Annotated in this window: 22 protein-coding genes; 21 read left to right on the top strand and 1 reads right to left on the bottom strand. The window is 67.0% G+C overall.

The window, feature by feature from the left end; translation table 11 throughout:
• The first annotated feature begins 327 nt into the window (after positions 1–327).
• Complete coding sequence (locus tag ACIGKL_RS02345; protein ID WP_397485115.1) at positions 328–1542, top strand: sensor histidine kinase; 1215 nt, start codon at positions 328–330, stop codon at positions 1540–1542.
• A gap of 5 nt (positions 1543–1547) precedes the next feature.
• The gene (fleR, locus tag ACIGKL_RS02340) at positions 1548–2963 is read left to right on the top strand and encodes a sigma-54-dependent response regulator transcription factor FleR (RefSeq protein ID WP_397485114.1); all 1416 of its coding nucleotides are present in this window, start codon (positions 1548–1550) and stop codon (positions 2961–2963) included.
• A 135-nt stretch (positions 2964–3098) separates the two neighbouring features.
• On the opposite strand, the gene ACIGKL_RS02335 is transcribed toward fleR, so the two are convergent.
• Positions 3099–3428, bottom strand: a complete 330-nt coding sequence (locus ACIGKL_RS02335; protein WP_397485113.1) for a GIY-YIG nuclease family protein — start codon at positions 3426–3428, stop codon at positions 3099–3101.
• A gap of 311 nt (positions 3429–3739) precedes the next feature.
• Between ACIGKL_RS02335 and fliE the strand changes: the two genes are divergently transcribed.
• From fliE to flhA, 19 genes are all read left to right on the top strand, one after another.
• Positions 3740–4069 carry a flagellar hook-basal body complex protein FliE gene (gene fliE / locus ACIGKL_RS02330; protein ID WP_397485112.1) on the top strand — a complete coding sequence of 110 codons (330 nt, stop codon included), beginning with the start codon at positions 3740–3742 and terminating at the stop codon, positions 4067–4069.
• A gap of 10 nt (positions 4070–4079) precedes the next feature.
• Complete coding sequence (gene fliF, locus ACIGKL_RS02325; RefSeq protein ID WP_397485111.1) at positions 4080–5861, top strand: flagellar basal-body MS-ring/collar protein FliF; 1782 nt, start codon at positions 4080–4082, stop codon at positions 5859–5861.
• Positions 5854–6870 carry a flagellar motor switch protein FliG gene (fliG, locus tag ACIGKL_RS02320; RefSeq protein WP_021444795.1) on the top strand — a complete coding sequence of 339 codons (1017 nt, stop codon included), beginning with the start codon at positions 5854–5856 and terminating at the stop codon, positions 6868–6870. The genes fliF and fliG overlap by 8 nt, the downstream gene beginning before the upstream one ends.
• Positions 6871–6873: 3 nt before the next feature.
• Positions 6874–7677 (top strand): flagellar assembly protein FliH, encoded by an 804-nt coding sequence (gene fliH, locus ACIGKL_RS02315; RefSeq protein ID WP_397485109.1) that lies wholly within the window; start codon positions 6874–6876, stop codon positions 7675–7677.
• The gene (gene fliI / locus ACIGKL_RS02310) at positions 7667–9028 is read left to right on the top strand and encodes a flagellar protein export ATPase FliI (protein ID WP_397485108.1); all 1362 of its coding nucleotides are present in this window, start codon (positions 7667–7669) and stop codon (positions 9026–9028) included. Before fliH ends, fliI begins: the two co-directional genes overlap by 11 nt.
• 3 nt (positions 9029–9031) lie before the next feature.
• Positions 9032–9481, top strand: coding sequence for a flagellar export protein FliJ (gene fliJ, locus ACIGKL_RS02305; RefSeq protein WP_397485107.1), 450 nt, complete (start codon positions 9032–9034; stop codon positions 9479–9481).
• 86 nt (positions 9482–9567) lie between these two features.
• Complete coding sequence (locus tag ACIGKL_RS02300) at positions 9568–9873, top strand: STAS domain-containing protein (protein WP_397485106.1); 306 nt, start codon at positions 9568–9570, stop codon at positions 9871–9873.
• A 2-nt stretch (positions 9874–9875) separates the two neighbouring features.
• Complete coding sequence (locus tag ACIGKL_RS02295) at positions 9876–11564, top strand: SpoIIE family protein phosphatase (protein ID WP_397485105.1); 1689 nt, start codon at positions 9876–9878, stop codon at positions 11562–11564.
• A gap of 295 nt (positions 11565–11859) precedes the next feature.
• Entirely contained in the window at positions 11860–12213 is a 354-nt protein-coding gene (locus ACIGKL_RS02290; protein ID WP_021444189.1) for an Hpt domain-containing protein, read from the top strand.
• A gap of 94 nt (positions 12214–12307) precedes the next feature.
• Positions 12308–13537, top strand: a complete 1230-nt coding sequence (locus ACIGKL_RS02285) for a flagellar hook-length control protein FliK (protein ID WP_397485104.1) — start codon at positions 12308–12310, stop codon at positions 13535–13537.
• A 475-nt stretch (positions 13538–14012) separates the two neighbouring features.
• Positions 14013–14531, top strand: a complete 519-nt coding sequence (gene fliL / locus ACIGKL_RS02280) for a flagellar basal body-associated protein FliL (RefSeq protein ID WP_397485103.1) — start codon at positions 14013–14015, stop codon at positions 14529–14531.
• Positions 14532–14543: 12 nt separating this feature from the next.
• Entirely contained in the window at positions 14544–15515 is a 972-nt protein-coding gene (gene fliM / locus ACIGKL_RS02275) for a flagellar motor switch protein FliM (RefSeq protein ID WP_397485102.1), read from the top strand.
• Positions 15516–15554: 39 nt separating this feature from the next.
• Positions 15555–16022: a flagellar motor switch protein FliN gene (fliN, locus tag ACIGKL_RS02270; protein WP_397485101.1), complete on the top strand. Its 468-nt coding sequence runs from the start codon at positions 15555–15557 to the stop codon at positions 16020–16022.
• 2 nt (positions 16023–16024) lie between these two features.
• A complete protein-coding gene (fliO, locus tag ACIGKL_RS02265) occupies positions 16025–16456 on the top strand; it encodes a flagellar biosynthetic protein FliO (protein WP_397485100.1) in 432 nt (143 codons plus the stop codon).
• On the top strand, positions 16456–17241 hold the full coding sequence (fliP, locus tag ACIGKL_RS02260; RefSeq protein ID WP_397485099.1) for a flagellar type III secretion system pore protein FliP: 786 nt from the start codon (positions 16456–16458) through the stop codon (positions 17239–17241). Before fliO ends, fliP begins: the two co-directional genes overlap by 1 nt.
• Before the next feature lie 10 nt (positions 17242–17251).
• A complete protein-coding gene (fliQ, locus tag ACIGKL_RS02255) occupies positions 17252–17521 on the top strand; it encodes a flagellar biosynthesis protein FliQ (RefSeq protein ID WP_021441781.1) in 270 nt (89 codons plus the stop codon).
• A 152-nt stretch (positions 17522–17673) separates the two neighbouring features.
• Positions 17674–18450, top strand: a complete 777-nt coding sequence (gene fliR / locus ACIGKL_RS02250; RefSeq protein ID WP_397485098.1) for a flagellar biosynthetic protein FliR — start codon at positions 17674–17676, stop codon at positions 18448–18450.
• Positions 18451–18459: 9 nt separating this feature from the next.
• Entirely contained in the window at positions 18460–19596 is a 1137-nt protein-coding gene (flhB, locus tag ACIGKL_RS02245; protein ID WP_397485097.1) for a flagellar biosynthesis protein FlhB, read from the top strand.
• A gap of 455 nt (positions 19597–20051) precedes the next feature.
• Positions 20052–22181, top strand: coding sequence for a flagellar biosynthesis protein FlhA (flhA, locus tag ACIGKL_RS02240; protein WP_397485096.1), 2130 nt, complete (start codon positions 20052–20054; stop codon positions 22179–22181).
• Positions 22182–22184: the final 3 nt, after the last annotated feature.

Below are 22184 nucleotides of genomic sequence, written 5' to 3'. Positions count from 1 at the left end.
CCCGGGGCGGGGCTCCTACACCTGTAGGGCGGATGTCCATGTCGTAGGCTTGTCCGCCAGCCCGGATTGCGCAACCGAGCGGCCTGGCGCTGGACAAGGCTGGCGCCATGTCCGGCCTACGGACTCATGCAGGGAGCGCGGTGCGCACCGACAGATTCTCGGCGCACCTTCGTCAAAGAATCAGTGAGATTAAAGCCGGAGCTTTGACACAGCCTCCGGCTTTATTTTTCAAGTTATTGAAAAATAAAGATAAAAAAGTAGGCATGGGGATTGCTAAACCTCTCTCACCTGACCGTCTTCTGACGGTGCGTTGTGCGAGAGAAGAAGATGAAAGCAAGCGTTCGCCCCTCCGAGCCAGTCGAGTCGAGCCCTTCGGCGCCGCTCGAACAAGCCAGCCGCGCCGGTCTGGAGCAGGCTTTCGCCCTGTTCAACCAGATGTCCAATCAGCTCAGCGAGTCCTACAGCCTGCTCGAGGCGCGCGTCAGTGAACTGAAGGGGCAGCTGGCCCTGGTCAGCGCCCAGCGCATGCAGGAACTGGCGGAGAAGGAGCGTCTGGCCCATCGCCTGCAAAGCCTGCTGGACCTGCTGCCGGGCGGCGTCATCGTGATCGATGGCCAGGGCGTGGTGCGCGAGGCCAACCCGGTGGCGCGCGCGCTGCTCGGCCAGCCCCTGGTCGGCATGCTCTGGCGCCAGGTGATCGCGCGCAACTTCGCCCCGCGCGAGGACGACGGCCACGAGATCTCCATGAAGGACGGCCGCCGCCTGTCCATCGCCACCCGCTCGCTGCATGGCGAGCCGGGGCAGTTGGTGCTGCTCACCGACCTGACGGAAACCCGCCGCCTGCAGGATCAGCTGTCGCGCCATGAGCGCCTTTCCGCGCTGGGGCGCATGGTGGCCTCGCTGGCCCATCAGATTCGCACGCCGCTGTCCGCCGCCCTGCTCTACGCCAGCCACCTCAACGAGCAGGTGCTGCCGGCCGAGCAGCAGCAGCGCTTCGCCGGGCGCCTCAAGGAGCGCCTGCACGAGCTGGAGAACCAGGTGCGCGACATGCTGATCTTCGCCCGCGGCGAGCTGCCGTTGCCGGACCGCCTCGGTCCGCAGGCGCTGTTCGCCGCCCTGCGTGCCGCCGCCGAACCCCATGTGACCGGCATGACGGTGCGTTGGCAGTGCGACGTTCGCGCTGGTGAACTGTTGTGCAATCGCGACACCCTGGTCGGCACCCTGCTCAACCTGATCGACAACGCCATCCAGGCGGGCGGACGCGAGGCGCGGCTGAAGGTCCACCTGTATCGCCGCGACAATCAGTTGCGCCTGTGCATCAGCGACAACGGCCCGGGGATGGATGCCGCCACCCTGGCGCGCCTGGGCGAACCCTTCTTTACCACCAAGACCACCGGCACCGGCCTCGGCCTGGCGGTGGTCAAGGCCGTGGCGCGCGCTCACCAGGGCCAGCTGCTGCTGCAATCGCGGGCCGGTCGCGGCACCTGCGCCATCCTTTCCCTGCCGCTGCTCGATGCAGCGCCCAGTTTGAATCAGGAGTGATCCCCATGGCTGCCAAAGTCCTGTTGGTCGAAGACGACCGCGCCCTGCGCGAAGCCCTGGCCGATACCCTGTGCCTCGGCGGGCACGACTACCGCGCGGTGGACTGCGCCGAAGCGGCGCTGGTCGCCCTGACCGAGGAGCCCTTCGGCCTGGTGGTCAGCGACGTCAATATGCCGGGCATGGACGGTCACCAGTTGCTGGCGCAGATCCGCGGCCGCTACCCGCAATTGCCGGTGCTGCTGATGACCGCCTTCGGCGCGGTGGAGCGGGCGGTCGATGCGATCCGCCAGGGCGCCGCCGATTACCTGGTCAAGCCGTTCGAGCCGCGCACGCTGCTGGAGCTGGTGGCGCGTCATGCCCTGGGTCGGTTGAGCGCGGCCGAGCGCGACGGCCCGGTGGCGCTGGAGCCGGCCAGCCTGCAGCTGCTGGAGCTGGCCGCGCGGGTGGCGCAGAGCGACTCGACGGTGATGATCACCGGCGAGTCCGGCACCGGCAAGGAAGTGCTGGCGCGCTATATCCACCAGCAGTCGCCGCGCGCCGGCGGCCCGTTCATCGCCATCAACTGTGCGGCGATTCCCGACAACATGCTCGAAGCCACGCTCTTCGGTCATGAGAAGGGCGCCTTTACCGGCGCGGTGACGGCGCAGCCGGGCAAGTTCGAGCTGGCCGACGGCGGCACCATCCTCCTCGACGAGATTTCCGAGATGCCCCTTGGCCTGCAGGCCAAGCTGCTGCGTGTGCTGCAGGAGCGCGAGGTGGAACGGGTCGGCGCGCGCAAGCCGATCAGCCTGGATATCCGCGTGCTGGCCACCAGCAACCGCGACCTGGCCGGCGAGGTGGCGGCCGGGCGCTTCCGCGAGGATCTCTACTATCGCCTGTCGGTATTCCCCCTGGCCTGGCGCCCGTTGCGCGAGCGTCCCGCCGATATTCTGCCGCTGGCCGAGCGACTGCTGGCCAAGCACGTCAAAAAAATGAATCAGTCCCCCGTGCGCCTGTCCGAGGCCGCCGCGCAGAGCCTGCTGCAGCACCAGTGGCCGGGCAACGTGCGCGAGCTGGACAACGCCATCCAGCGCGCCTTGATCCTCCAGCAGGGCGGGGTGATTCAGCCGCAGGACCTGTGCCTGCATGCGCCCATCGGCCAGGCGGTGCAGGCTCCGGCGCCGCGTCTGGCGGTGGTGCCGGGTGTGCCGGCGGCCCCGCCGCAGGCGGCCGAGGCGCCGGCCGCGATGGATGCCGGCGCGCTGGGCGAAGACCTGCGTCGCCGCGAGTTCCAGGTGATCATCGATACCCTGCGTGCCGAGCGCGGCCGCCGCAAGGAGGCCGCCGAACGCCTGGGCATCAGCCCGCGCACCCTGCGTTACAAGCTGGCGCAGATGCGCGATGCCGGTATGGACGTGGAGGCCTATCTGTACGCTAGTTAGCAGGCTTGCGGGAATGACGCACGAAATGGCTGGTACTGGATCCCCGCCTTCGCGGGGATGACGGCAATCGGCGTGCGTGTGTCCGGGGTGCCCGGGCTGGATTTCCCGCCTTCGCGGGGATGACGGCAACCTCGGTCATCCCCGCGAAGGCGGGGATCCAGAGTGAAGGCGAGAGGCTCCGGTAATTTCCGGCCAAAGATCTTGCCAATGCGGGTTTAGTTCTTCGATCAGGCGTAATTTCCAGGCTCGATTCCATTTCTTGATCGCCTTTTCCCGGGCAATCGCGCTGTGCATGTCCTCATGCTGTTCGTACCACACCAGCAATTTCACGTTGTATTGGCGGCTAAAGCCTTCGGCGCTGTTTTCTCGATGCTGCCATATTCGTTGCAACAGATTGGAGGTGACGCCGGTATAGAGCGTGCCATTACGCTGGCTGGCCATGATGTAAACAGCCGGTTGTTTCATGCTGCACTCCTTTGCGGGTCTATGGGCGTTCGTTGAGGATAGTGAGCTTTCCAGTGGGCGGCTTGGTCGCTTGCCAGCTGTCTGGATAGGATCTGGATTCCCGCCTGCGCGGGAATGACGGATTCACTCCAGGCCACACGCTACCTCGTCATTCCCGCGCAGGCGGGAATCCAGGTGCGGCGGTTCGTCGATAGGCCGCTTTTTCTTGCCGCTTGAGGCTTGCGGCTTGTAGCTGCTCTTCTTGGCACCCTTGTTGCTATATCCACCTGCAAAGCACCGCAAGTGTCAAAAAGCGGGCAGTGGAGGAAGTCATGAGCCAGGGTGTTGAATTCAATCGCTTGATGCTGGAAATGCGCGCCATGCAGTCCGAGGCGATGGCGCGGCAGAAGCCGGCCGCCAGCGAGCCGGTGCCGGGCGCGCCGAGTTTCTCGGAGATGCTCGGCCAGGCGGTGAACAAGGTCAACGAGACCCAGCAGGCCTCCAACAAGCTGGCTACCGCCTTCGAGATGGGGCAGAGCGGGGTGGACCTCACCGACGTGATGATCGCCTCGCAGAAGGCCAGCGTGTCCTTCCAGGCCATGACCCAGGTGCGCAACAAGCTGGTCCAGGCTTATCAAGACATCATGCAGATGCCGGTCTGAGGGTTGATTCATGGCTGAAGCAGCAGTAGCAAAGGTACCGGCCAAGGCTGACGCGGCGCAGGCCAAGGGCCCGTTGCTGGGCCTGAGTTTCCTGGAAAACCTCTCGGATATGTCGGTGCTGCGCCAGCTCGGCCTGCTGGTCGGCCTGGCCGCCAGCGTGGCCATCGGCTTCGCCGTGGTGCTCTGGTCGCAACAGCCGGATTACCGCCCGCTGTACGGCAGCCTCAACGGCATGGACGCGACCCAGGTGGTGGAAACCCTCAGCGCCTCGGGCATCGATTACACCGTGGAGCCCACCTCCGGCGCGCTGCTGGTCAAGGCCGACGACCTGGCGCGGGCACGCATGCGCCTGGCCGCCGCCGGCGTGGCGCCGACCGACAACAGCGTCGGTTTCGAGATCCTCGACCGCGAGCAGGGCCTGGGCACCAGCCAGTTTATGGAAGCCACCCGCTACCGTCGCGGCCTGGAAGGCGAGCTGGCGCGCACGGTGGCCAGCCTCAACAACGTCAAGGCGGCGCGCGTGCACCTGGCCATGCCCAAGGCCTCGGTGTTCGTCCGCGACGAGCGCAAACCCTCGGCCTCGGTTCTGGTGGAGCTGTATCCGGGCCGCGCCCTGGAGCCGAGCCAGGTGATGGCCATCGTCAACCTGGTCGCCACCAGCGTGCCGGAACTGGACAAGGGCCAGGTCACCGTCGTCGACCAGAAGGGCAACCTGCTCTCCGATCAACAGGAACTGTCCGAGCTGACCATGGCCGGCAAGCAGTTCGACTACAGCCGGCGCATGGAAAGCCTGCTGACCCAGCGCGTGCACAACATCCTGCAGCCGGTGCTGGGCACCGGTCGCTACAAGGCCGAGGTGGCCGCCGACGTCGATTTCAGCGCGGTGGAGTCCACTTCCGAGATGTTCAACCCGGACCAGCCGGCGCTGCGCAGCGAGCAGCAGGTCAACGAACAGCGGCAGAGCAGCCTGCCGCCGCAGGGCGTGCCCGGCGCGCTGTCCAATCAGCCGCCCGGCCCGGCCGCGGCTCCCGAGCAGGCGGCCGCTGCTGCGGCGCCCGCCGGGCCGGTGGCGGCCGGCCAGCCGCTGGTGGATGCCAACGGCCAGCAGATCATGGATCCGGCCACCGGCCTGCCGATGCTGGCGCCGTACCCGGCGGACAAGCGCGAGCAGTCCACCCGCAACTTCGAACTGGATCGTTCGATCAGCTACACCAAGCAGCAGCAGGGTCGCCTGCGCCGCCTGTCGGTGGCGGTGGTGGTGGACGACCAGGTGCGTGTCGATCCGGCCACCGGCGAAACCACGCGGGTGCCCTGGAGCGCCGACGATCTGGCGCGCTTCACCCGCCTGGTGCAGGACTCGGTGGGCTTCGACGCCAGCCGCGGCGACAGCGTCAGCGTGATCAACACCGCCTTCACCACCGCGCTGGGCGAGGAAATTCCGGACATTCCGTTCTACACCCAGCCCTGGTTCTGGGACATCGTCAAGCAGGTGCTCGGCGTGCTGTTCATCCTGCTGCTGGTGTTCGGCGTACTGCGCCCGGTGCTCAACAACATCACCGGCGGCGGCAGGGGCAGGGAACTGGCCGGCGGCGACGTCGAGCTCGGCGAAATGGCAGGCCTCGATGGCGAGCTGTCCGAGGATCGGGTCAGCCTCGGCGGGCCGCAGAGCATACTGCTGCCCAGTCCCAGCGAGGGGTATGATGCGCAACTGAACGCGATCAAGAGCCTGGTGGCGGAAGACCCTGGCCGCGTCGCCCAGGTCGTGAAAGAGTGGATCAACGCCGATGAGTGACAACCGTACCCCCGCCAAGCTGAGCAAGGTCGACAAGGCCGCCATTCTCCTGCTGTCGCTCGGCGAGACCGACGCCGCCCAGGTGCTGCGTCACCTCGGGCCGAAGGAAGTGCAGCGGGTCGGCGTGGCCATGGCCGGCATGCGCAATATCCACCGCGAGCAGGTCGAGCAGGTGATGGGCGAGTTCGTCGAGATCGTCGGCGACCAGACCAGCCTCGGCGTCGGCGCCGACGGCTACATCCGCAAGATGCTTACCGCGGCCCTCGGCGAGGACAAGGCCGGCAACCTGATCGACCGCATCCTGCTCGGCGGCAGCACCAGCGGCCTGGACAGCCTCAAGTGGATGGAACCGCGCGCCGTCGCCGACGTGATCCGCTACGAGCACCCGCAGATCCAGGCCATCGTGGTCGCCTACCTCGACCCGGACCAAGCCGGCGAGGTGCTCAGTCACTTCGATCACAAGGTGCGCCTGGACATCATCCTGCGCGTGTCCTCGCTCAACACCGTGCAGCCGTCGGCGCTGAAGGAACTCAACCAGATTCTCGAGAAGCAGTTCTCCGGCAGCGCCAACACCACCCGCGCCACCATGGGCGGGGTCAAGCGCGCGGCGGACATCATGAACTTCCTCGACAGCTCGGTGGAGGGTCAGCTGATGGACTCGATCCGCGAGGTGGACGAGGACCTGTCGACGCAGATCGAAGACCTGATGTTCGTCTTCGACAACCTCGCCGACGTCGACGACCGCGGTATCCAGGCGCTGCTGCGCGAGGTGTCGTCCGAAGTGCTGGTGCTGGCGCTCAAGGGCGCCGACGAGGCGATCAAGGACAAGGTGTTCAAGAACATGTCCAAGCGCGCCGCCGAGCTGCTGCGCGACGACCTGGAGGCCAAGGGCCCGGTGCGCGTCAGCGACGTCGAGGCGGCGCAGAAGGAAATCCTCACTATCGCCCGGCGCATGGCCGAGGCCGGCGAGATCGTGCTCGGCGGCAAGGGCGGCGAGGAGATGGTCTAAGTCATGGCGGCGGGCAAGGAGTCGGAAAGCGAGCTGATTCGCGCCAAGGACCTGGGCGCCTTCGACCGCTGGGCGCTGCCCAGCTTCGATGCGCCCGGCGAGGCGCCGGCCGAAGTCGAATCGGCGGTGGACGCGCCGACGGCAGCCGCGGCCGAGGTCGAGGCGCAGGACGTCGGGCAGAGCGAGGAGGTGGCGCTCGAGGACGTCAAGCCGCTGACCCTCGACGAGCTCGAGGCCATTCGCCAGGACGCCTACAACGAAGGCTTCGCCACCGGCGAGAAGGACGGCTTCCACGCCGGCCAGCTCAAGGCCAAGCAGGAGGCCGAGGCCGCCCTGGCGCTCAAGCTGGGCAGCCTGGAGCAGTTGATGGCGCAGCTGTTCGAGCCCATCGCCGAGCAGGACCAGCAGTTGGAAGTGGCGCTGGTGCGCCTGGTCAGCCATATGGTGCGCGAGGTGATCCAGCGCGAGCTGGTCAGCGACTCCAGCCAGATCCGTCAGGTGCTGCGCGAGGCGCTCAAGTTGCTGCCGATGGGCGCCGACAACGTGCGCATCCAGGTCAACCCGCAGGATTTCGAGGCCATCAAGGCGCTGCGCGAGCGTCACGAGGAAAGCTGGCGCATCCTCGAAGACGACAGCCTGCTGCCCGGCGGTTGTCGCATCGAATCGGAACACAGTCAGATCGATGCCAGCGTCGAAACCCGTCTGTCCCAGGCGCTCAAGCAGCTGTTCGAGCAACAGCGCGCGCAGCTCACCCAGCCGCCAGAGGCGGATATCAGCCTGGATCTGGATGGCGGCGATGCGCCTTGACCGGGTGAGTTTCGCCAGGCGCCTGGGCGGCTACGCCGAGGCCATCCGCCTGCCCAGTCAACCCATACTCGAAGGCCGCCTGCTGCGCATGGTCGGCCTGACCCTGGAGGCCGAGGGCCTGCGCGCTGCCATCGGCAGCCGTTGCCTGGTGGTCAACGGCGACAGTTACCACCCGGTGCAGGTCGAGGCCGAGGTGATGGGCTTTTCCGGCAACAAGATCTACCTGATGCCGGTCGGCAGCCTGGCCGGCATCGCCCCCGGCGCGCGGGTGGTGCCGCTGCCAGACGCCGGGCGCCTGCCCATGGGCCGCTCCATGCTCGGCCGGGTGCTCGACGGCGCCGGCCGCGCCCTGGACGGCAAAGGCGGGATGAAGGCCGAGGACTGGGTGCCGCTGGACGGGCCGACCATCAACCCGCTCAAGCGCCATCCGATCAGCGAGCCGCTGGACGTCGGCATCCGCTCGATCAACGGCCTGCTCACCGTCGGCCGCGGCCAGCGCCTGGGCCTGTTCGCCGGCACCGGGGTGGGCAAGTCGGTGCTGCTGGGCATGATGACCCGCTTCACCGAGGCGGAGATCATCGTGGTCGGGCTGATCGGCGAGCGCGGGCGCGAGGTCAAGGAGTTCATAGACGAGATCCTCGGCGAGGAGGGCCTCAAGCGCTCGGTGGTGGTCGCCTCGCCGGCCGACGATGCGCCGCTGATGCGCCTGCGCGCGGCCATGTACTGCACGCGCATCGCCGAATATTTCCGCGATAAGGGCAAGAACGTACTGCTGCTGATGGATTCGCTGACCCGTTTCGCCCAGGCCCAGCGCGAGATCGCCCTGGCCATCGGCGAGCCGCCGGCGACCAAGGGCTACCCGCCGTCGGTGTTCGCCAAGCTGCCCAAGCTGGTGGAGCGCGCCGGCAACGCCGAGGCCGGCGGCGGTTCGATCACCGCCTTCTACACCGTGCTCTCCGAGGGCGACGACCAGCAGGACCCGATCGCCGACGCCGCCCGCGGCGTGCTCGACGGCCACTTGGTGCTGTCGCGCCGGCTGGCCGAGGAGGGCCATTACCCGGCCATCGACATCGAGGCCTCGATCAGCCGGGTGATGCCGCAGGTGGTGTCGCCCGAGCATCTCAAGCAGGCGCAGCGCTTCAAGCAGCTGTGGTCGCGCTACCAGCAGAGCCGCGACCTGATCAGCGTCGGCGCCTACGTGCCGGGCGGCGACGCCGACACCGACCTGGCCATCGCCCGCCAGCCGCAGATGGCCCAGTACCTGCGCCAGGGCCTGCACGACAGCGAGCCGCTGGAGGGCAGCAGCCGGCAGCTGGCGGCCATCTTCAACCCGGCGGCGAACAAGGCCTAAGCCATGGCGGCGAGTCGTGCGGCGCGCCTGGCGCCGGTGGTGGACATGGCCGAGAAGGCCGAGCGCGAGGCGGCGCGCCAGCTCGGCCATTGCCAGGGGCTGGTGAGCCAGGCCGAGGCCAAGCTGGGCGAGCTGGAGCGCTTTCGCGGCGACTACCAGCAGCAGTGGATCAGCGAGGGCAGCAAGGGCGTCTCCGGGCAATGGCTGATGAACTATCAGCGCTTTCTTGCGCAACTGGAAACGGCCATCGGCCAGCAGCAGCAGAGCCTCGACTGGCACCGCGCCAACCTGGAGAAGGTGCGCGCCGTCTGGCAGCAGCGCTACGCGCGCCTGGAGGGGCTGCGCAAGCTGGTGCAGCGCTATGTCGACGAGGCGCGGCTGGCCGAGGACAAGCGCGAGCAGAAGCTGCTCGACGAGCTGGCGCAGCGCCTGATCGACCGCGGCGAGCCTTAACTCGAGGTTGTCGCGGGGCAGGGCAGGTGCTACACCTTGGATGCGTACGCCGCCAATCAGGCAAGGTCTCGACAAAGGAGCAGGACATGGCCATCACCTCGCAGCCGTCGGCCGACGGGCAAGAGCTGACCATCGCGATTCGAGGACGCTTCGACTTCGCCTCCCACCAGGAATTTCGCGACGCCTACGAGCGCGTCAACATCACCCCCAGGCGCTATCTGGTCGACCTGCAGGGCACCAGCTACCTGGACAGCTCGGCGCTGGGCATGCTCCTGCTGCTGCGCGATCACGCCGGCGGCGATGCGGCGCAGATCCGCCTGCTCAACTGCAGCAGCGACGTGCGCAAGATCCTGGCGATCTCCAACTTCGAGCAGCTGTTCCGGATCAACTGACCATGGCCGAGCGCCTGTCGATCCTGATCGCCGAGGACAACGCGGCCGATCGCATGCTGCTGTCGACCATCGTCAGTCGCCAGGGCCACCGGGTGCTCACCGCCAGCAACGGCCTGGAGGCGGTCGCGCTGTTTGAGCAGGAGCGCCCGCAGCTGGTGCTGATGGATGCGCTGATGCCGGTGATGGACGGTTTCGAGGCGGCGCGGCGGATCAAGCAGCAGGCCGGCGAGGCGCTGGTGCCAATCATCTTCCTCACCTCGCTGACCGAGGGCGAAGCGCTGGTGCGCTGCCTGGAGGCCGGCGGCGACGACTTTCTCGCCAAGCCCTACAACCGGGTGATACTCGCGGCCAAGATCGGCGCGATGGATCGTCTGCGCCGCCTGCAGGACACCGTGCTGCAGCAGCGTGACCTGATCGCCCGGCACAACGAGCACCTGCTGCGCGAGCAGCGGGTGGCCAAGGCGGTGTTCGACAAGGTGGCGCACTCCGGCTGCCTGGATGCGCCGAACATCCGCTACCTGCAGTCGCCCTACGCGCTGTTCAACGGCGACCTGTTGCTGGCGGCCTACAAGCCCTCCGGCGGCATGCACGTGATGCTTGGCGACTTCACCGGCCACGGCCTGCCGGCGGCCATCGGCGCCATGCCGCTGGCCGAGGTGTTCTACGGCATGACCGCCAAGGGCCACGCCCTGGCCGAGATCCTCCGCGAGATCAACGCCAAGCTCAAACGCATCCTGCCGGTGGGCGTGTTCTGCTGCGCCACCCTGCTCAATATCAGCAGCCAGCGCGGCCTGCTCGAGGTGTGGAACGGCGGCCTGCCGGACGGCCATCTGCTGCACGGCGACGGCCGTTCGCGCCAGCCCCTGGTGTCGCGTCATCTGCCGCTTGGCATTCTCGAGCCGGCGGCCTTCAGCGATCGCTGCGAGGTCTACCCGCTGGCCCCGGGCGACCGCATCTTCCTGCTCACCGACGGCGTGCTGGAGGCCTGCGACCAGCAGGGCGAGCTGTTCGGCGAGGCGCGTCTGCTGGCGCTGCTCGACGCCAACCGCCAGCCGCAGGCGCTGTTCGAGGAAATCCAGCAGGCGCTGCTGGAATTTCGCGGCGAGCTGCAGGACGACGTCAGCATGCTCCAGGTCGGCCTCGCCGAGGACGCCCAGCGCCCACGCCCGCTGGCCTTCGCCGACAGCGGGCAGAGCAGCCCGCTGGACTGGTCGGCCAGCTTCGAGTTCCGCGCGCAGAGCCTGCGTCACTTCAACCCCTTGCCCTTCCTGCTGCAGCTGCTGCTCGACGTGCAGGCGCTGCGGCCGCGCGGCGGCGAGCTGTACACCGTGCTCGCCGAGCTCTATTCCAACGCCCTGGAACACGGTGTGATGGGCCTGGACTCGGCGCTCAAGCAGGATGCCCGCGGCTTCGCCGAGTACTACCGGCAGCGGCGCCTGCGCCTGGCGGCGCTGAGCGATGGTTACGTGCGCTTTCACCTGCAGTTGCTGCCGCAGGCCGGCGGCGGGCGGCTGATCGTGCGGGTCGAGGACAGCGGGCCGGGCTTCGATCCGGCCGCCGTGGCCGCGCTGCAGGACGAGGCCCTGTGCGGGCGCGGCCTGGCGCTGGTGCGCGAGTTGAGCGACGGCTTCGCCTGCAGCGCCGACGGCCAGGGCGTCAGCGTGGAGTTTTGCTGGTTCGCTGGGGCATAATCCCAGCCTTGTTGGCTAGGGTCTGTTGACGTTTCGGCGCAAGCCGCGTTGCTGCGTCAAATGGCGCCAGGCTAGGCGCGGGACGCAGGTAATGGTAATCCCTTGCCAAGTCCCGTAACAACGCATGGCGCCATTTGCCGCGCAACCCGAAGGGACGGGCCTGTTTTTGCGCGGTACGTCGTTACTCGACGGCTCATTTGGGCGACCAAACTTCGCGTCTCGTGCCTAGCCCCGCGCAAAAACAGGTTCCGTCGCGGCCGCGGCGAAACGTCAACAGACCCTATGGAGTGACCCGGTGTCCGATATCCACCTCGACGATGCCGTCCTGGCTGCCCTGCAGGACGTCATGGAAGACGAATACCCGATTTTGCTCGATACCTTTGTCGCCGACTCCGAGGAGCGCTTGCGCCTGCTGCGCCAGGCCGAGCGCGAGGCCGATGCCCAGGGGCTGCGCCTGGCCGCGCACAGCTTCAAGGGCAGCTGCAGCAATATGGGCGCGGTGCTGCTGGCCGGGCTGTGCAAGCAGCTCGAGGACGCCGGCCGCCGCGAGGCGCTGGAGCTGGCGCCGGCGCTGATCGAGCAGATCGAGCGCGAATTCGCCATCGTGCGCATTCTGTTCAAGTCCGAGCGCCAGCGTTATCGCGTCTGAGTCGCGCGCGATCGCCCTGCATCTGCAGACTTTTCCCCGACTTGGCCCAGCCTTTGCTCTGACACCGTCACGACCCATCAGACGGAGAGCGTCCATGTCCGCGATGCCCGATCTACGCCTGCAGGCCACGCCTGAGGTAAAGAGCAAAGCGAAGCCGCCGGCGAAAGCGCCGGAGCCCAGCAAGAACGAGGCCTCCAGCTTCGCCGAGGTGTATGCCAAGGAGCGTCAGGCCAAGCCCGGCGAGCGTGCCGGCGGCGCGGCCACGCCTGGCGAGGAACGCCCGGCCGGCGCCAGCGGCGAGCCGGCGGCCAGCGCCGAGGCTGCCGCCGAGCAGCCGGCCGTTGCCGCGGCCGGCAATTCCTTGCCGGCCGAGGGCGAGACGCCGGCAGAACTCGATCCGCTGCTGGCCATGGCCCTCGGCGGCATCCAGACGCAGGCCGTGCAGGCTGCGCCGACGGGCGAGGCGCTGCCGGCATCCGCCCTGGCGCTGGTCGGCGCGACCGGCGCCGATGGCGAGGGCGGCGAGCCGGCGCTGGAGGCGCAGGCGCTCGATCCGCTGGCCCTGCTGCAGCAGGCGCCGGAGGAGGAGGGCCAGGTCGCGTTGGGCCAGGAGGCGGCGAGCAAGAGCATGCGACTGGCCAGCAGCAGCGATTTCGCCGCGGCCATGGCGGCGATGGGCAAGGGCGAGGAGAAGGCCAAGGCAGGCGAGGAGGCAGGTCTGGAGCTGCCGCTGGACGATCTCGCCAAGGATGCCCTGGACAGCCTCAAGGACAGCGTGCAGCCCAACCGCCCGGATCAGTTCGTCAGCAAGCTCAACGCCCTGACCCAGGCGCTCAACCAGCAGGCCGGGGCGGCGCCGCGTCTGCCGCTGGTGCCCGGGCAGCCGGTGGCGATGCAGCAGGGTGGCTGGAGCGAGGCGGTGGTGGATCGGGTCATGTGGCTGTCCAGCCAGAACCTCAAGTCGGCCGAGATCCAGCTCGACCCGGCCGAGCTGGGGCGCCTGGAGGTGCGGGTGAACCTGTCCCAGGATCAGGCACAGGTGACCTTCGTCAGCCCTAACGCCGGGGTGCGCGAGGCCCTGGAAGGGCAGATGCAGCGTCTGCGCGAACTGTTCGCCCAACAGGGCATGAACCTGGCCGATGCCAACGTCTCCGATCAGTCGCTCAATCGCGGCTGGCAGGGCCAGGGCGAAGGCGGGCGCGGCGGCGCCAGCGGCGGCGGCGACGGCCGGCTGGCCTTGGACGATGCGCTGCCGAGCGCTGCGCAGGAGCTGCGCGGCGAGCGTTCGAGCGCAGGTCTGGGCCTGGTCGATTATTACGCCTGACGGCATCGGCGGAAGGCGGTTGCCGTTTGGTGCGAGAGGTGCCGGGCACCGTTCCCGTAGGGTGGGTTAGCGGCGCCGAATACCGGTCTTGCAGGCGCAGACTAAGGGCGTGCGCCGCGTAACCCACCAGGCGATGGATGGCGCTGCGCCGATGGTGGGGTTACGCCGCCCCAGGCGCAGCGAGTCGATCGACAAACGCAACAGGCGGCTAACCCACGAAGCTGGGTGCGTGGTTTGGGCGCCATTCGCCGCGGGGCGCGCCTCCTGCGGACTGCCTCAGGCCTCAAGTCAAAGGCGCACAGCTCTTCCTTGCCGCTTGTAGCTTGCAGCTTGCCGCCGCTTTTGGATGACAGCCGGCGCGCGCCGCTGTTAAATCCGCAGCCCAGAGTTAGACAAGCGAGCCGCTAGGCTGGCATAACACTTGCTCTCAACCCCCTGAAAGCGGAAAGAACTCCGACAGTGACGGATTATTGGCATGGCTAAGAAAGACGCGGCGACCGGCGACGGCCAGGGTGCCGGCAAGGGCAAGCTGAAGCTCATCCTATTGATCGTGCTGGCCCTGTTGCTGGCCGTTGGCCTGTCCATCGGCGGCACCTGGTTCATTCTCAGCAAGGGCGACAAGGCCGCGGATGCCGAACCCGCGGCGGCGTCCGCCAGCGCGGCGCCGGTGCGCCAGGCGGCGCTGTACCAGGAGCTGATGCCGGCCTTCGTGGTCAATTTCAATCACCAGAATCGTACCCGCTACCTGCAGGTCAGCATGGCCTTGATGAGCCGCGATACCGCCGGCATGGAAAAGCTCAAGGTGCACATGCCGGTGCTGCGCAATCGCCTGGTGATGCTGCTCGCCGGCCAGGATTTCGCCGCCCTGCAGAGCGCACTGGGCAAGGAGATGCTGTTGCAGCAGGCGCTGGCCAGCGTGCAGGAGCTGGCCCAGCAGGAAACCGGCGGCACCGTGGTCGAGCAGGTGCTGTTCACCAATTTCGTATTGCAGTAGCCGGGAGCGAACATGGCCGTGCAAGACTTGCTGTCCCAGGACGAGATCGACGCGCTGCTGCACGGCGTCGACGACGGCCTGGTCGATACCGAGGACGCCGCCGAGCCGGGCAGCGTCAAGCAATACGACCTGACCAGCCAGGATCGCATCGTCCGCGGACGCATGCCGACCCTGGAGATGATCAATGAACGCTTCGCCCGCTACACCCGCATCAGCATGTTCAACCTGCTGCGCCGCTCGGCGGACGTGGCGGTCGGCGGCGTGCAGGTGATGAAGTTCGGCGAGTACGTGCATTCGCTGTACGTACCCACCAGCCTCAACCTGGTGAAGATGAAGCCGCTGCGCGGCACCGGCCTGTTCATCCTCGACGCCAAGCTGGTGTTCAAACTGGTGGACAACTTCTTCGGCGGCGACGGCCGTCACGCCAAGATCGAGGGCCGCGAGTTCACCCCCACCGAGCTGCGCGTGGTGCGCATGGTGCTCGACCAGGCTTTCGTCGACCTGCGCGAGGCCTGGCACGCGGTGATGGACATCAACTTCGAGTACGTCAACTCGGAGGTCAACCCGGCGCTGGCCAATATCGTCAGCCCGAGCGAAGTGGTGGTGGTGTCCACCTTCCATATCGAACTGGACGGCGGCGGCGGCGACCTGCATATCACCATGCCCTATTCGATGATCGAGCCGATCCGCGAGATGCTCGACGCCGGCTTCCAGTCCGACGTCGACGACCAGGACGAGCGCTGGATCAAGGCCCTGCGCGAGGACATCCTCGACGTCAGTGTGCCGCTGGCCGCCACAGTGGCGCGGCGCCAGCTCAAGCTGCGCGACATCCTGCACATGCAGCCGGGCGACGTGATCCCGGTGGAGCTGCCGGACAACGTGATCATGCGCGCCAACGGCGTGCCGACTTTCAAGGTCAAGCTCGGCGCACACAAGGGCAATCTGGCCCTGCAGGTGCTCGACCCGATCGAACGTCAGCGCTGAAAGCGCTGCCTAACCCATTGAGCCAGGCGAGGAAAGACGATGGCAACTGAAGAAAACACCTCACCCGAGGAGCAGGCGCTGGCCGACGAATGGGCCGCGGCGCTGGCCGAGGCCGGCGATGCCGGGCAGGACGATATCGACGCCATGCTGGCTGCACAGAACTCCGCCCAACCGGCGGCGCCGCGTGCGCCGATGGAGGAATTCGGCAGCGCGCCGCCCTCCAGCAACCTGCCGGTCAGCCTGGACGGGCCCAACCTGGACGTGATCCTGGATATTCCGGTGTCGATCTCCATGGAAGTGGGCAATACCGACATCACCATCCGCAACCTGCTGCAGCTCAATCAGGGCTCGGTGATCGAGCTGGATCGCCTGGCCGGCGAGCCGCTCGACGTGCTGGTCAACGGCACCCTGATCGCTCACGGCGAGGTGGTGGTGGTCAACGAGAAGTTCGGCATCCGCCTGACCGACGTGATCAGCCCCAGCGAACGCATCAAGAAGCTGCGCTGATCATGAATCGATTCCTCGTCCTGCCGTTGGCCCTGCCCATGGTGGCCCTGGCCGCCGAGCCCGCTGGCCAGGCGACCACGCCGCTGGCCGGCAGCGATATGGCCGGCCAGCTCGGCCAGTTGCTGCTCGGCCTGCTGCTGGTGATCGGCCTGATCTTCCTGCTCGCCTGGCTGCTGCGCCGGGTGCAGCAACTGGCGCCGCGCGGCGGCCAGGTGATCAAGCTGCTGGCCAGCCAGTCGCTCGGTCCGCGCGACCGCCTGGTGCTGGTGCAGGTGGGCAACGAGCAGATCCTGCTCGGCCTGTCCGCCGGGCGCATCACCCCGTTGCACGTGCTCAAGGAGCCGGTGCACCTGGCCGACGCCGAGCCGGCCACGCCGGAGTTCGCCCAGCGCCTGATGGAGCTGCTGGGCAAGGACCAGAAGGACAAATCCTGATGCTGCGTTTGTTGCTGGTGCTGCTGCTGAGCCTGGGCGCCTCGTTGGCCTATGCCGAAGATCCGCCGCTGGGCAGTGCGCTGATCCAGCAGGGCGGCAACCCGCTGTCGATCCCGGCCATCACCCTGTCCACCGACGCCGAGGGCCAGCAGGAGTATTCGGTCAGCCTGCAGATTCTGCTGATCATGACCGCGCTGAGCTTCATCCCGGCGTTCGTCATGCTGATGACCAGCTTCACCCGCATCATCATCGTGTTCTCCATCCTGCGCCAGGCGCTGGGTCTGCAGCAGACGCCGTCGAACCAGATCCTGGTCGGCCTGGCGCTGTTTCTCACCCTGTTCATCATGGCGCCGGTGTTCGACCGGATTAACAGCGACGCGCTGCAGCCCTACCTCAACGAGGAGATCGTCGCCCAGGAGGCACTGACCCGCGCCGAGGGCCCGATCCGCGATTTCATGCTGGCGCAGACCCGCGAGAGCGACCTGGAGCTGTTCGTGCGCTTGTCCAAGCGCACCGACCTCAACGGCGTCGAGGACGTGCCGCTGACCATCCTGGTGCCGGCCTTCGTCACCTCCGAGCTGAAGACCGCGTTCCAGATCGGTTTCATGATCTTCATCCCGTTTCTGATCATCGACATGGTGGTGGCCAGTATCCTCATGGCCATGGGCATGATGATGCTGTCGCCGTTGATCATCTCGCTGCCGTTCAAGATCATGCTGTTCGTCCTGGTCGATGGCTGGGCGCTGATCATGGGCACCCTGGCGGCCAGTTTCGGCACCCTGTAGCGAGGCGCAGATGACTCCCGAGATCGCCGTAGACCTGTTTCGCGAAGCGCTCTGGCTGATCGTGCTGATCGTCGGCCTGGCGGTGGTGCCGAGCCTGGTGGTCGGCCTGATCGTGGCAATGTTCCAGGCCGCCACGCAGATCAACGAACAGACCCTGAGCTTCCTGCCGCGTCTGATCGTGATGCTGCTGACCCTGATCTGGGCCGGGCCCTGGCTGGTACGCCAACTGATGGAGTACACCCAGACCCTGATCCAGAACATTCCCTACCTGATCGGTTGAGAGCCCGTGAATAAATCTACTGTGCTCGGCATCTCGCGCTTCGGCTGTGCTCGCAATGCTCATGTATTTCAATACACTGCGCTTGCTGCGCGCAGGCGAAACGCGACCTGCCTTCGCTCGCAACGTTTTCTTCACGAGCTCTGAGCCGGACGATGCTGGAGCTGAGCAACGAACAGATCGGCGGCTGGGTCGGCCAGTTCCTCCTGCCGCTGTTTCGCATCGCCGCCATGTTCATGGTCATGCCGATCATCGGCACCCAGCTGGTGCCGATGCGCGTGCGCCTGTACCTGGCCCTGGCGGTCAGCGTGCTGCTGGTGCCGACCCTGCCGCCGCTGCCGCAGGTCGATGCGCTGAGCCTGCGTAGCCTGCTGCTGATCGCCGAGCAGGTGCTGATCGGTGCCATGTTCGGCTTCGTCCTGCAGCTGTTCTTTCACCTGTTCGCCGTGGCCGGGCAGATCATCGCCATGCAGATGGGCCTAGGCTTCGCCTCCATGGTCGACCCGGCCAACGGCGTCTCGGTGCCGGTGCTCGGCCAGTTCATGCTGATGCTGGTGACCCTGCTGTTCCTGGCGATCAACGGCCACCTGGTGGTGCTGGAGATCCTGGCGGAAAGCTTCGTCACCCTGCCGTCCGGGCAGGGCCTGATGGTCAATCACTACTGGGAGCTGGCCGGCAAGCTCGGCTGGGTGATCGGCGCCGGCCTGCTGCTGACCCTGCCGGTGGTCACCGCGCTGTTGATCATCAACCTGGCCTTCGGCGTGATGACCCGCGCCGCGCCGCAGCTGAACATCTTTTCCATCGGTTTCCCGCTGACCCTGGCCCTGGGCCTGGTGATCTTCTGGGTCGGCCTGTCCGACTTCGGCAGCCTGTTCCAGGCGCTGGCCAGCGAGGCCCTGCAGCAGCTGGGCGAATTCGCCCAGGCCAGGTAAGGAGGCTGCATGGCCGAGAGCGAAAGCGGCGCCGACAAAAGCGAGGAACCCACCAGTAAGCGGCTCGAAGAGTCGCGCAAGAAGGGCCAGATCGCCCGCTCCAAGGAGCTCAACACCCTGGCGGTGACCCTCACCGGCAGCGTGGCGCTGATCGTCTTCGGCGCCTATATGGGCGACGTGCTGCTCGACCTGATGCGCGGCAACTTCAGCCTGCCGCGCGAGGTGCTGATGAGCGAAGGCAGCATGGCCCTGTACCTGCTGGCCTCCGGCAAGCATGCGCTGTTGGCCTTGCAGCCGTTCTTCATCGCCCTGCTGATCGCCTCGGTGATCGGCCCCATCGCCCTCGGCGGCTGGCTGTTCTCCGCCGAGGCGCTGCAGCCCAAGGCCAGCCGGATGAACCCGCTGGCCGGGCTCAAGCGGATGTTCTCGGTGCAGGCGCTGGTCGAACTGCTCAAGGCGCTGGCCAAGTTCCTGGTGATCCTGGCGGTGGCGCTGGTGGTGCTGGCGGTGGATCAGGACGACCTGCTGGCCATCGCCAACGAGCCGCTCGAGCCGGCCATCCTGCACAGCCTCGAGGTCGTCGGCTGGAGCGCCTTCTGGCTGTCCTGCGGGCTGATCCTGATCGCCGCGGTGGATGTGCCGTTCCAGCTGTGGAGTCACAAGCAGAAGCTGATGATGACCAAGCAGGAGGTACGCGACGAGTACAAGGACACCGAGGGCAAGCCCGAGGTCAAGGGCCGCATCCGCCAACTGCAGCGCGAGATGGCCGAGCGGCGCATGATGCAGGCGGTGCCGCAGGCCGACGTGGTGATCACCAACCCGACCCACTTCGCCGTGGCGCTGAAGTACGACCCGGACAAGGGCGGCGCGCCGGTGTTGCTGGCCAAGGGCGGCGACTTCCTGGCGCTGAAGATCCGCGAGATCGCCCAGGAGCACCGGGTCATGCTGCTGGAGTCGCCGGCGCTGGCGCGGGCGGTGTACTACTCCACCGAGCTGGAGCAGGAAATTCCCGCCGGCCTGTACCTGGCGGTGGCCCAGGTGTTGGCCTACGTCTACCAGCTGCGCCAGTACCAGGCCGGCAAGGGCAAGCGCCCGGGGCCGCTGCCCGACCTGCCGATCCCGCCGGACCTGCGCCGCGACGAATAGAGCGGGTGGAGCCGTAGGTTGGGCTGAGCGCAGCGAAGCCCAACCGGGGCAGAGTTGGCGCGCGGGAAACGTTGGGCTTCGTCGCTACGCTCCTCAACCCAACCTACGTGCTGGCGCCGCGACGAATAGAGCGGGTGGAACCGTAGGTTGGGCTGAGCGCAGCGAAGCCCAACGGGAGCAGAGTTGGCGCGCGGGAAACGTTGGGCTTCGTCGCTACGCTCCTCAACCCAACCTACGTGCTGGCGCCGCGACGAATAGAGCGGGTGGAGCCGTAGGTTGGGCTGAGCGCAGCGAAGCCCAACGGGAGCAGAGTTGGCGCGCGGGAGGCGTTGGGCTTCGTCGCTACACTCCTCAACCCAACCTACGCCAGCCGCTGCCTTTCTGGAACGCTTCTTGCCATTACCCCAGCAGGGCGCAGTTTCGCGTCAAAAGATTGAATCGGCTGGGGTAGGGACGTGGCAGTAGATCGCGCACAAATCATCGGTGAGGTACGCAGCAACCTGGCGGGCCTGCGCCACGGCAATCTGGGTATCCCCCTGCTGCTGCTGGTCATGCTCGGCATGGTCATGCTGCCGATCCCGCCGTTTCTGCTCGACGTGCTGTTCACTTTCAGCATCGCCCTGTCCATCGTCGTGTTGCTGGTCAGCATCTACGCCCTGCGGCCGCTGGATTTCGCCGTGTTCCCCACCATCCTGCTGGCGGCCACCCTGCTGCGCCTGGCGTTGAACGTCGCCTCGACCCGCGTGGTGCTGCTCAACGGCCACGAGGGCCACGGTGCGGCGGGGCAGGTGATCCAGGCCTTCGGCGAGGTGGTGATCGGCGGCAACTACGTGGTCGGTATCGTGGTGTTCGCCATCCTCATGATCATCAACTTCGTGGTGGTCACCAAGGGCGCCGGGCGCATCTCCGAGGTCAGCGCGCGTTTCACCCTGGACGCCATGCCCGGCAAGCAGATGGCCATCGACGCCGACCTCAACGCCGGCCTGATCGATCAGGCCGAGGCCAAGAAGCGCCGCAGCGAGGTGGCCCAGGAGGCCGATTTCTACGGCTCGATGGACGGTGCCAGCAAGTTCGTCCGCGGCGACGCCATCGCCGGCCTGCTGATCCTGTTCATCAACCTGATCGGCGGTATCGCCATCGGCGTGCTGCAGCACGGCCTGCCGTTCGCCGAGGCGGGCAAGGTCTACACCCTGCTGACCATCGGCGACGGCCTGGTGGCGCAGATTCCCTCCCTGCTGCTGTCCACCGCCGCGGCGGTGATGGTGACCCGGGTGTCCACCTCCGAGGACATGGGCGCCCAGGTCAACCGGCAGATGTTCGCTTCGCCGCGCGCGCTGGCGGTGGCGGCGGCGATCATGATCGCCATGGGCCTGGTGCCCGGCATGCCGCATTTCTCCTTTATCAGCCTGGGCCTGGTGGCCGCCGGCGCCGCCTACTGGATCGCCAACAAGCAGCGCAAGACCAAGGAAGAGGAGGTCAGGGAAGTGCAGCGCCAGCAGGAGCTGCTGCCGGCGCAGAAGGCGCAGGAGGTCAAGGAACTGGGCTGGGACGACGTCACCCCGGTGGACATGGTCGGCCTGGAGGTCGGCTACCGGCTGATCCCGCTGGTCGACCGCAACCAGGGAGGCCAGTTGCTGGCGCGGATCAAGGGAGTGCGCAAGAAGCTCTCGCAGGAGATGGGCTTTCTCATGCCCTCGGTGCATATCCGCGACAACCTCGACCTGGCGCCCAACGCCTACCGCTTGACCCTGATGGGCGTCAGCGTGGCCGAGGCCGAGGTCTACCCGGATCGCGAGCTGGCGATCAACCCCGGCCAGGTGTTCGGTCCGCTCAACGGCATCGCCGCCAAGGATCCGGCGTTCGGCCTGGAGGCGGTGTGGATCGACCCCAGCCAGCGCGACCAGGCGCAGTCGCTGGGCTACACCGTGGTCGACGCCAGCACCGTGGTCGCCACCCACCTCAACCAGATCCTGCACAAGCACGCCCACGAGCTGCTGGGGCATGAGGAAGTGCAGCAACTGATGCAGCTGTTGGCCAAGAGCTCGCCGAAGCTGGCCGAGGAGCTGGTGCCGGGGCTGGTGTCGCTGTCGACCCTGCTCAAGGTGCTGCAGGCGCTGCTGCAGGAGCAGGTGCCGGTGCGCGACATCCGCACCATCGCCGAGGCGATCGCCAACGTCGCGCCGAAGAGTCAAGATCCCGCCGCGATGGTCGCCGCCGTTCGTGTGTCGCTGGCCCGCGCCATCGTGCAAAGCATTGTGGGACTAGAGCCGGAGCTGCCTGTGATCACCCTCGAGCCCAGGTTGGAACAGATATTGCTCAATAGCCTGCAGAAGGCCGGTCAGGGCAGCGAGGATGGCATCCTCCTCGAACCGGGCATGGCCGAGAAGCTGCAGCGTTCCCTGGTGGAAGCGGCGCAGCGCCAGGAAATGCTCGGCAAGCCGGTGATCCTGCTGGTGGCCGGGCCGATTCGGGCGATGTTGTCGCGCTTCGCGCGGATGGCGGTCTCCAGCATGCATGTGCTGGCCTACCAGGAAATTCCGGACAACAAGCAGGTCACCATAGTCGCCACTGTGGGCCAGAACTGAGGT

This window comes from Pseudomonas sp. NPDC077186 (assembly GCF_044543505.1).
Lineage (GTDB): Bacteria > Pseudomonadota > Gammaproteobacteria > Pseudomonadales > Pseudomonadaceae > Aquipseudomonas.
Note: the sequence above shows the minus strand (reverse complement) of the source record. Positions and strands in the feature narration are given on the sequence as shown.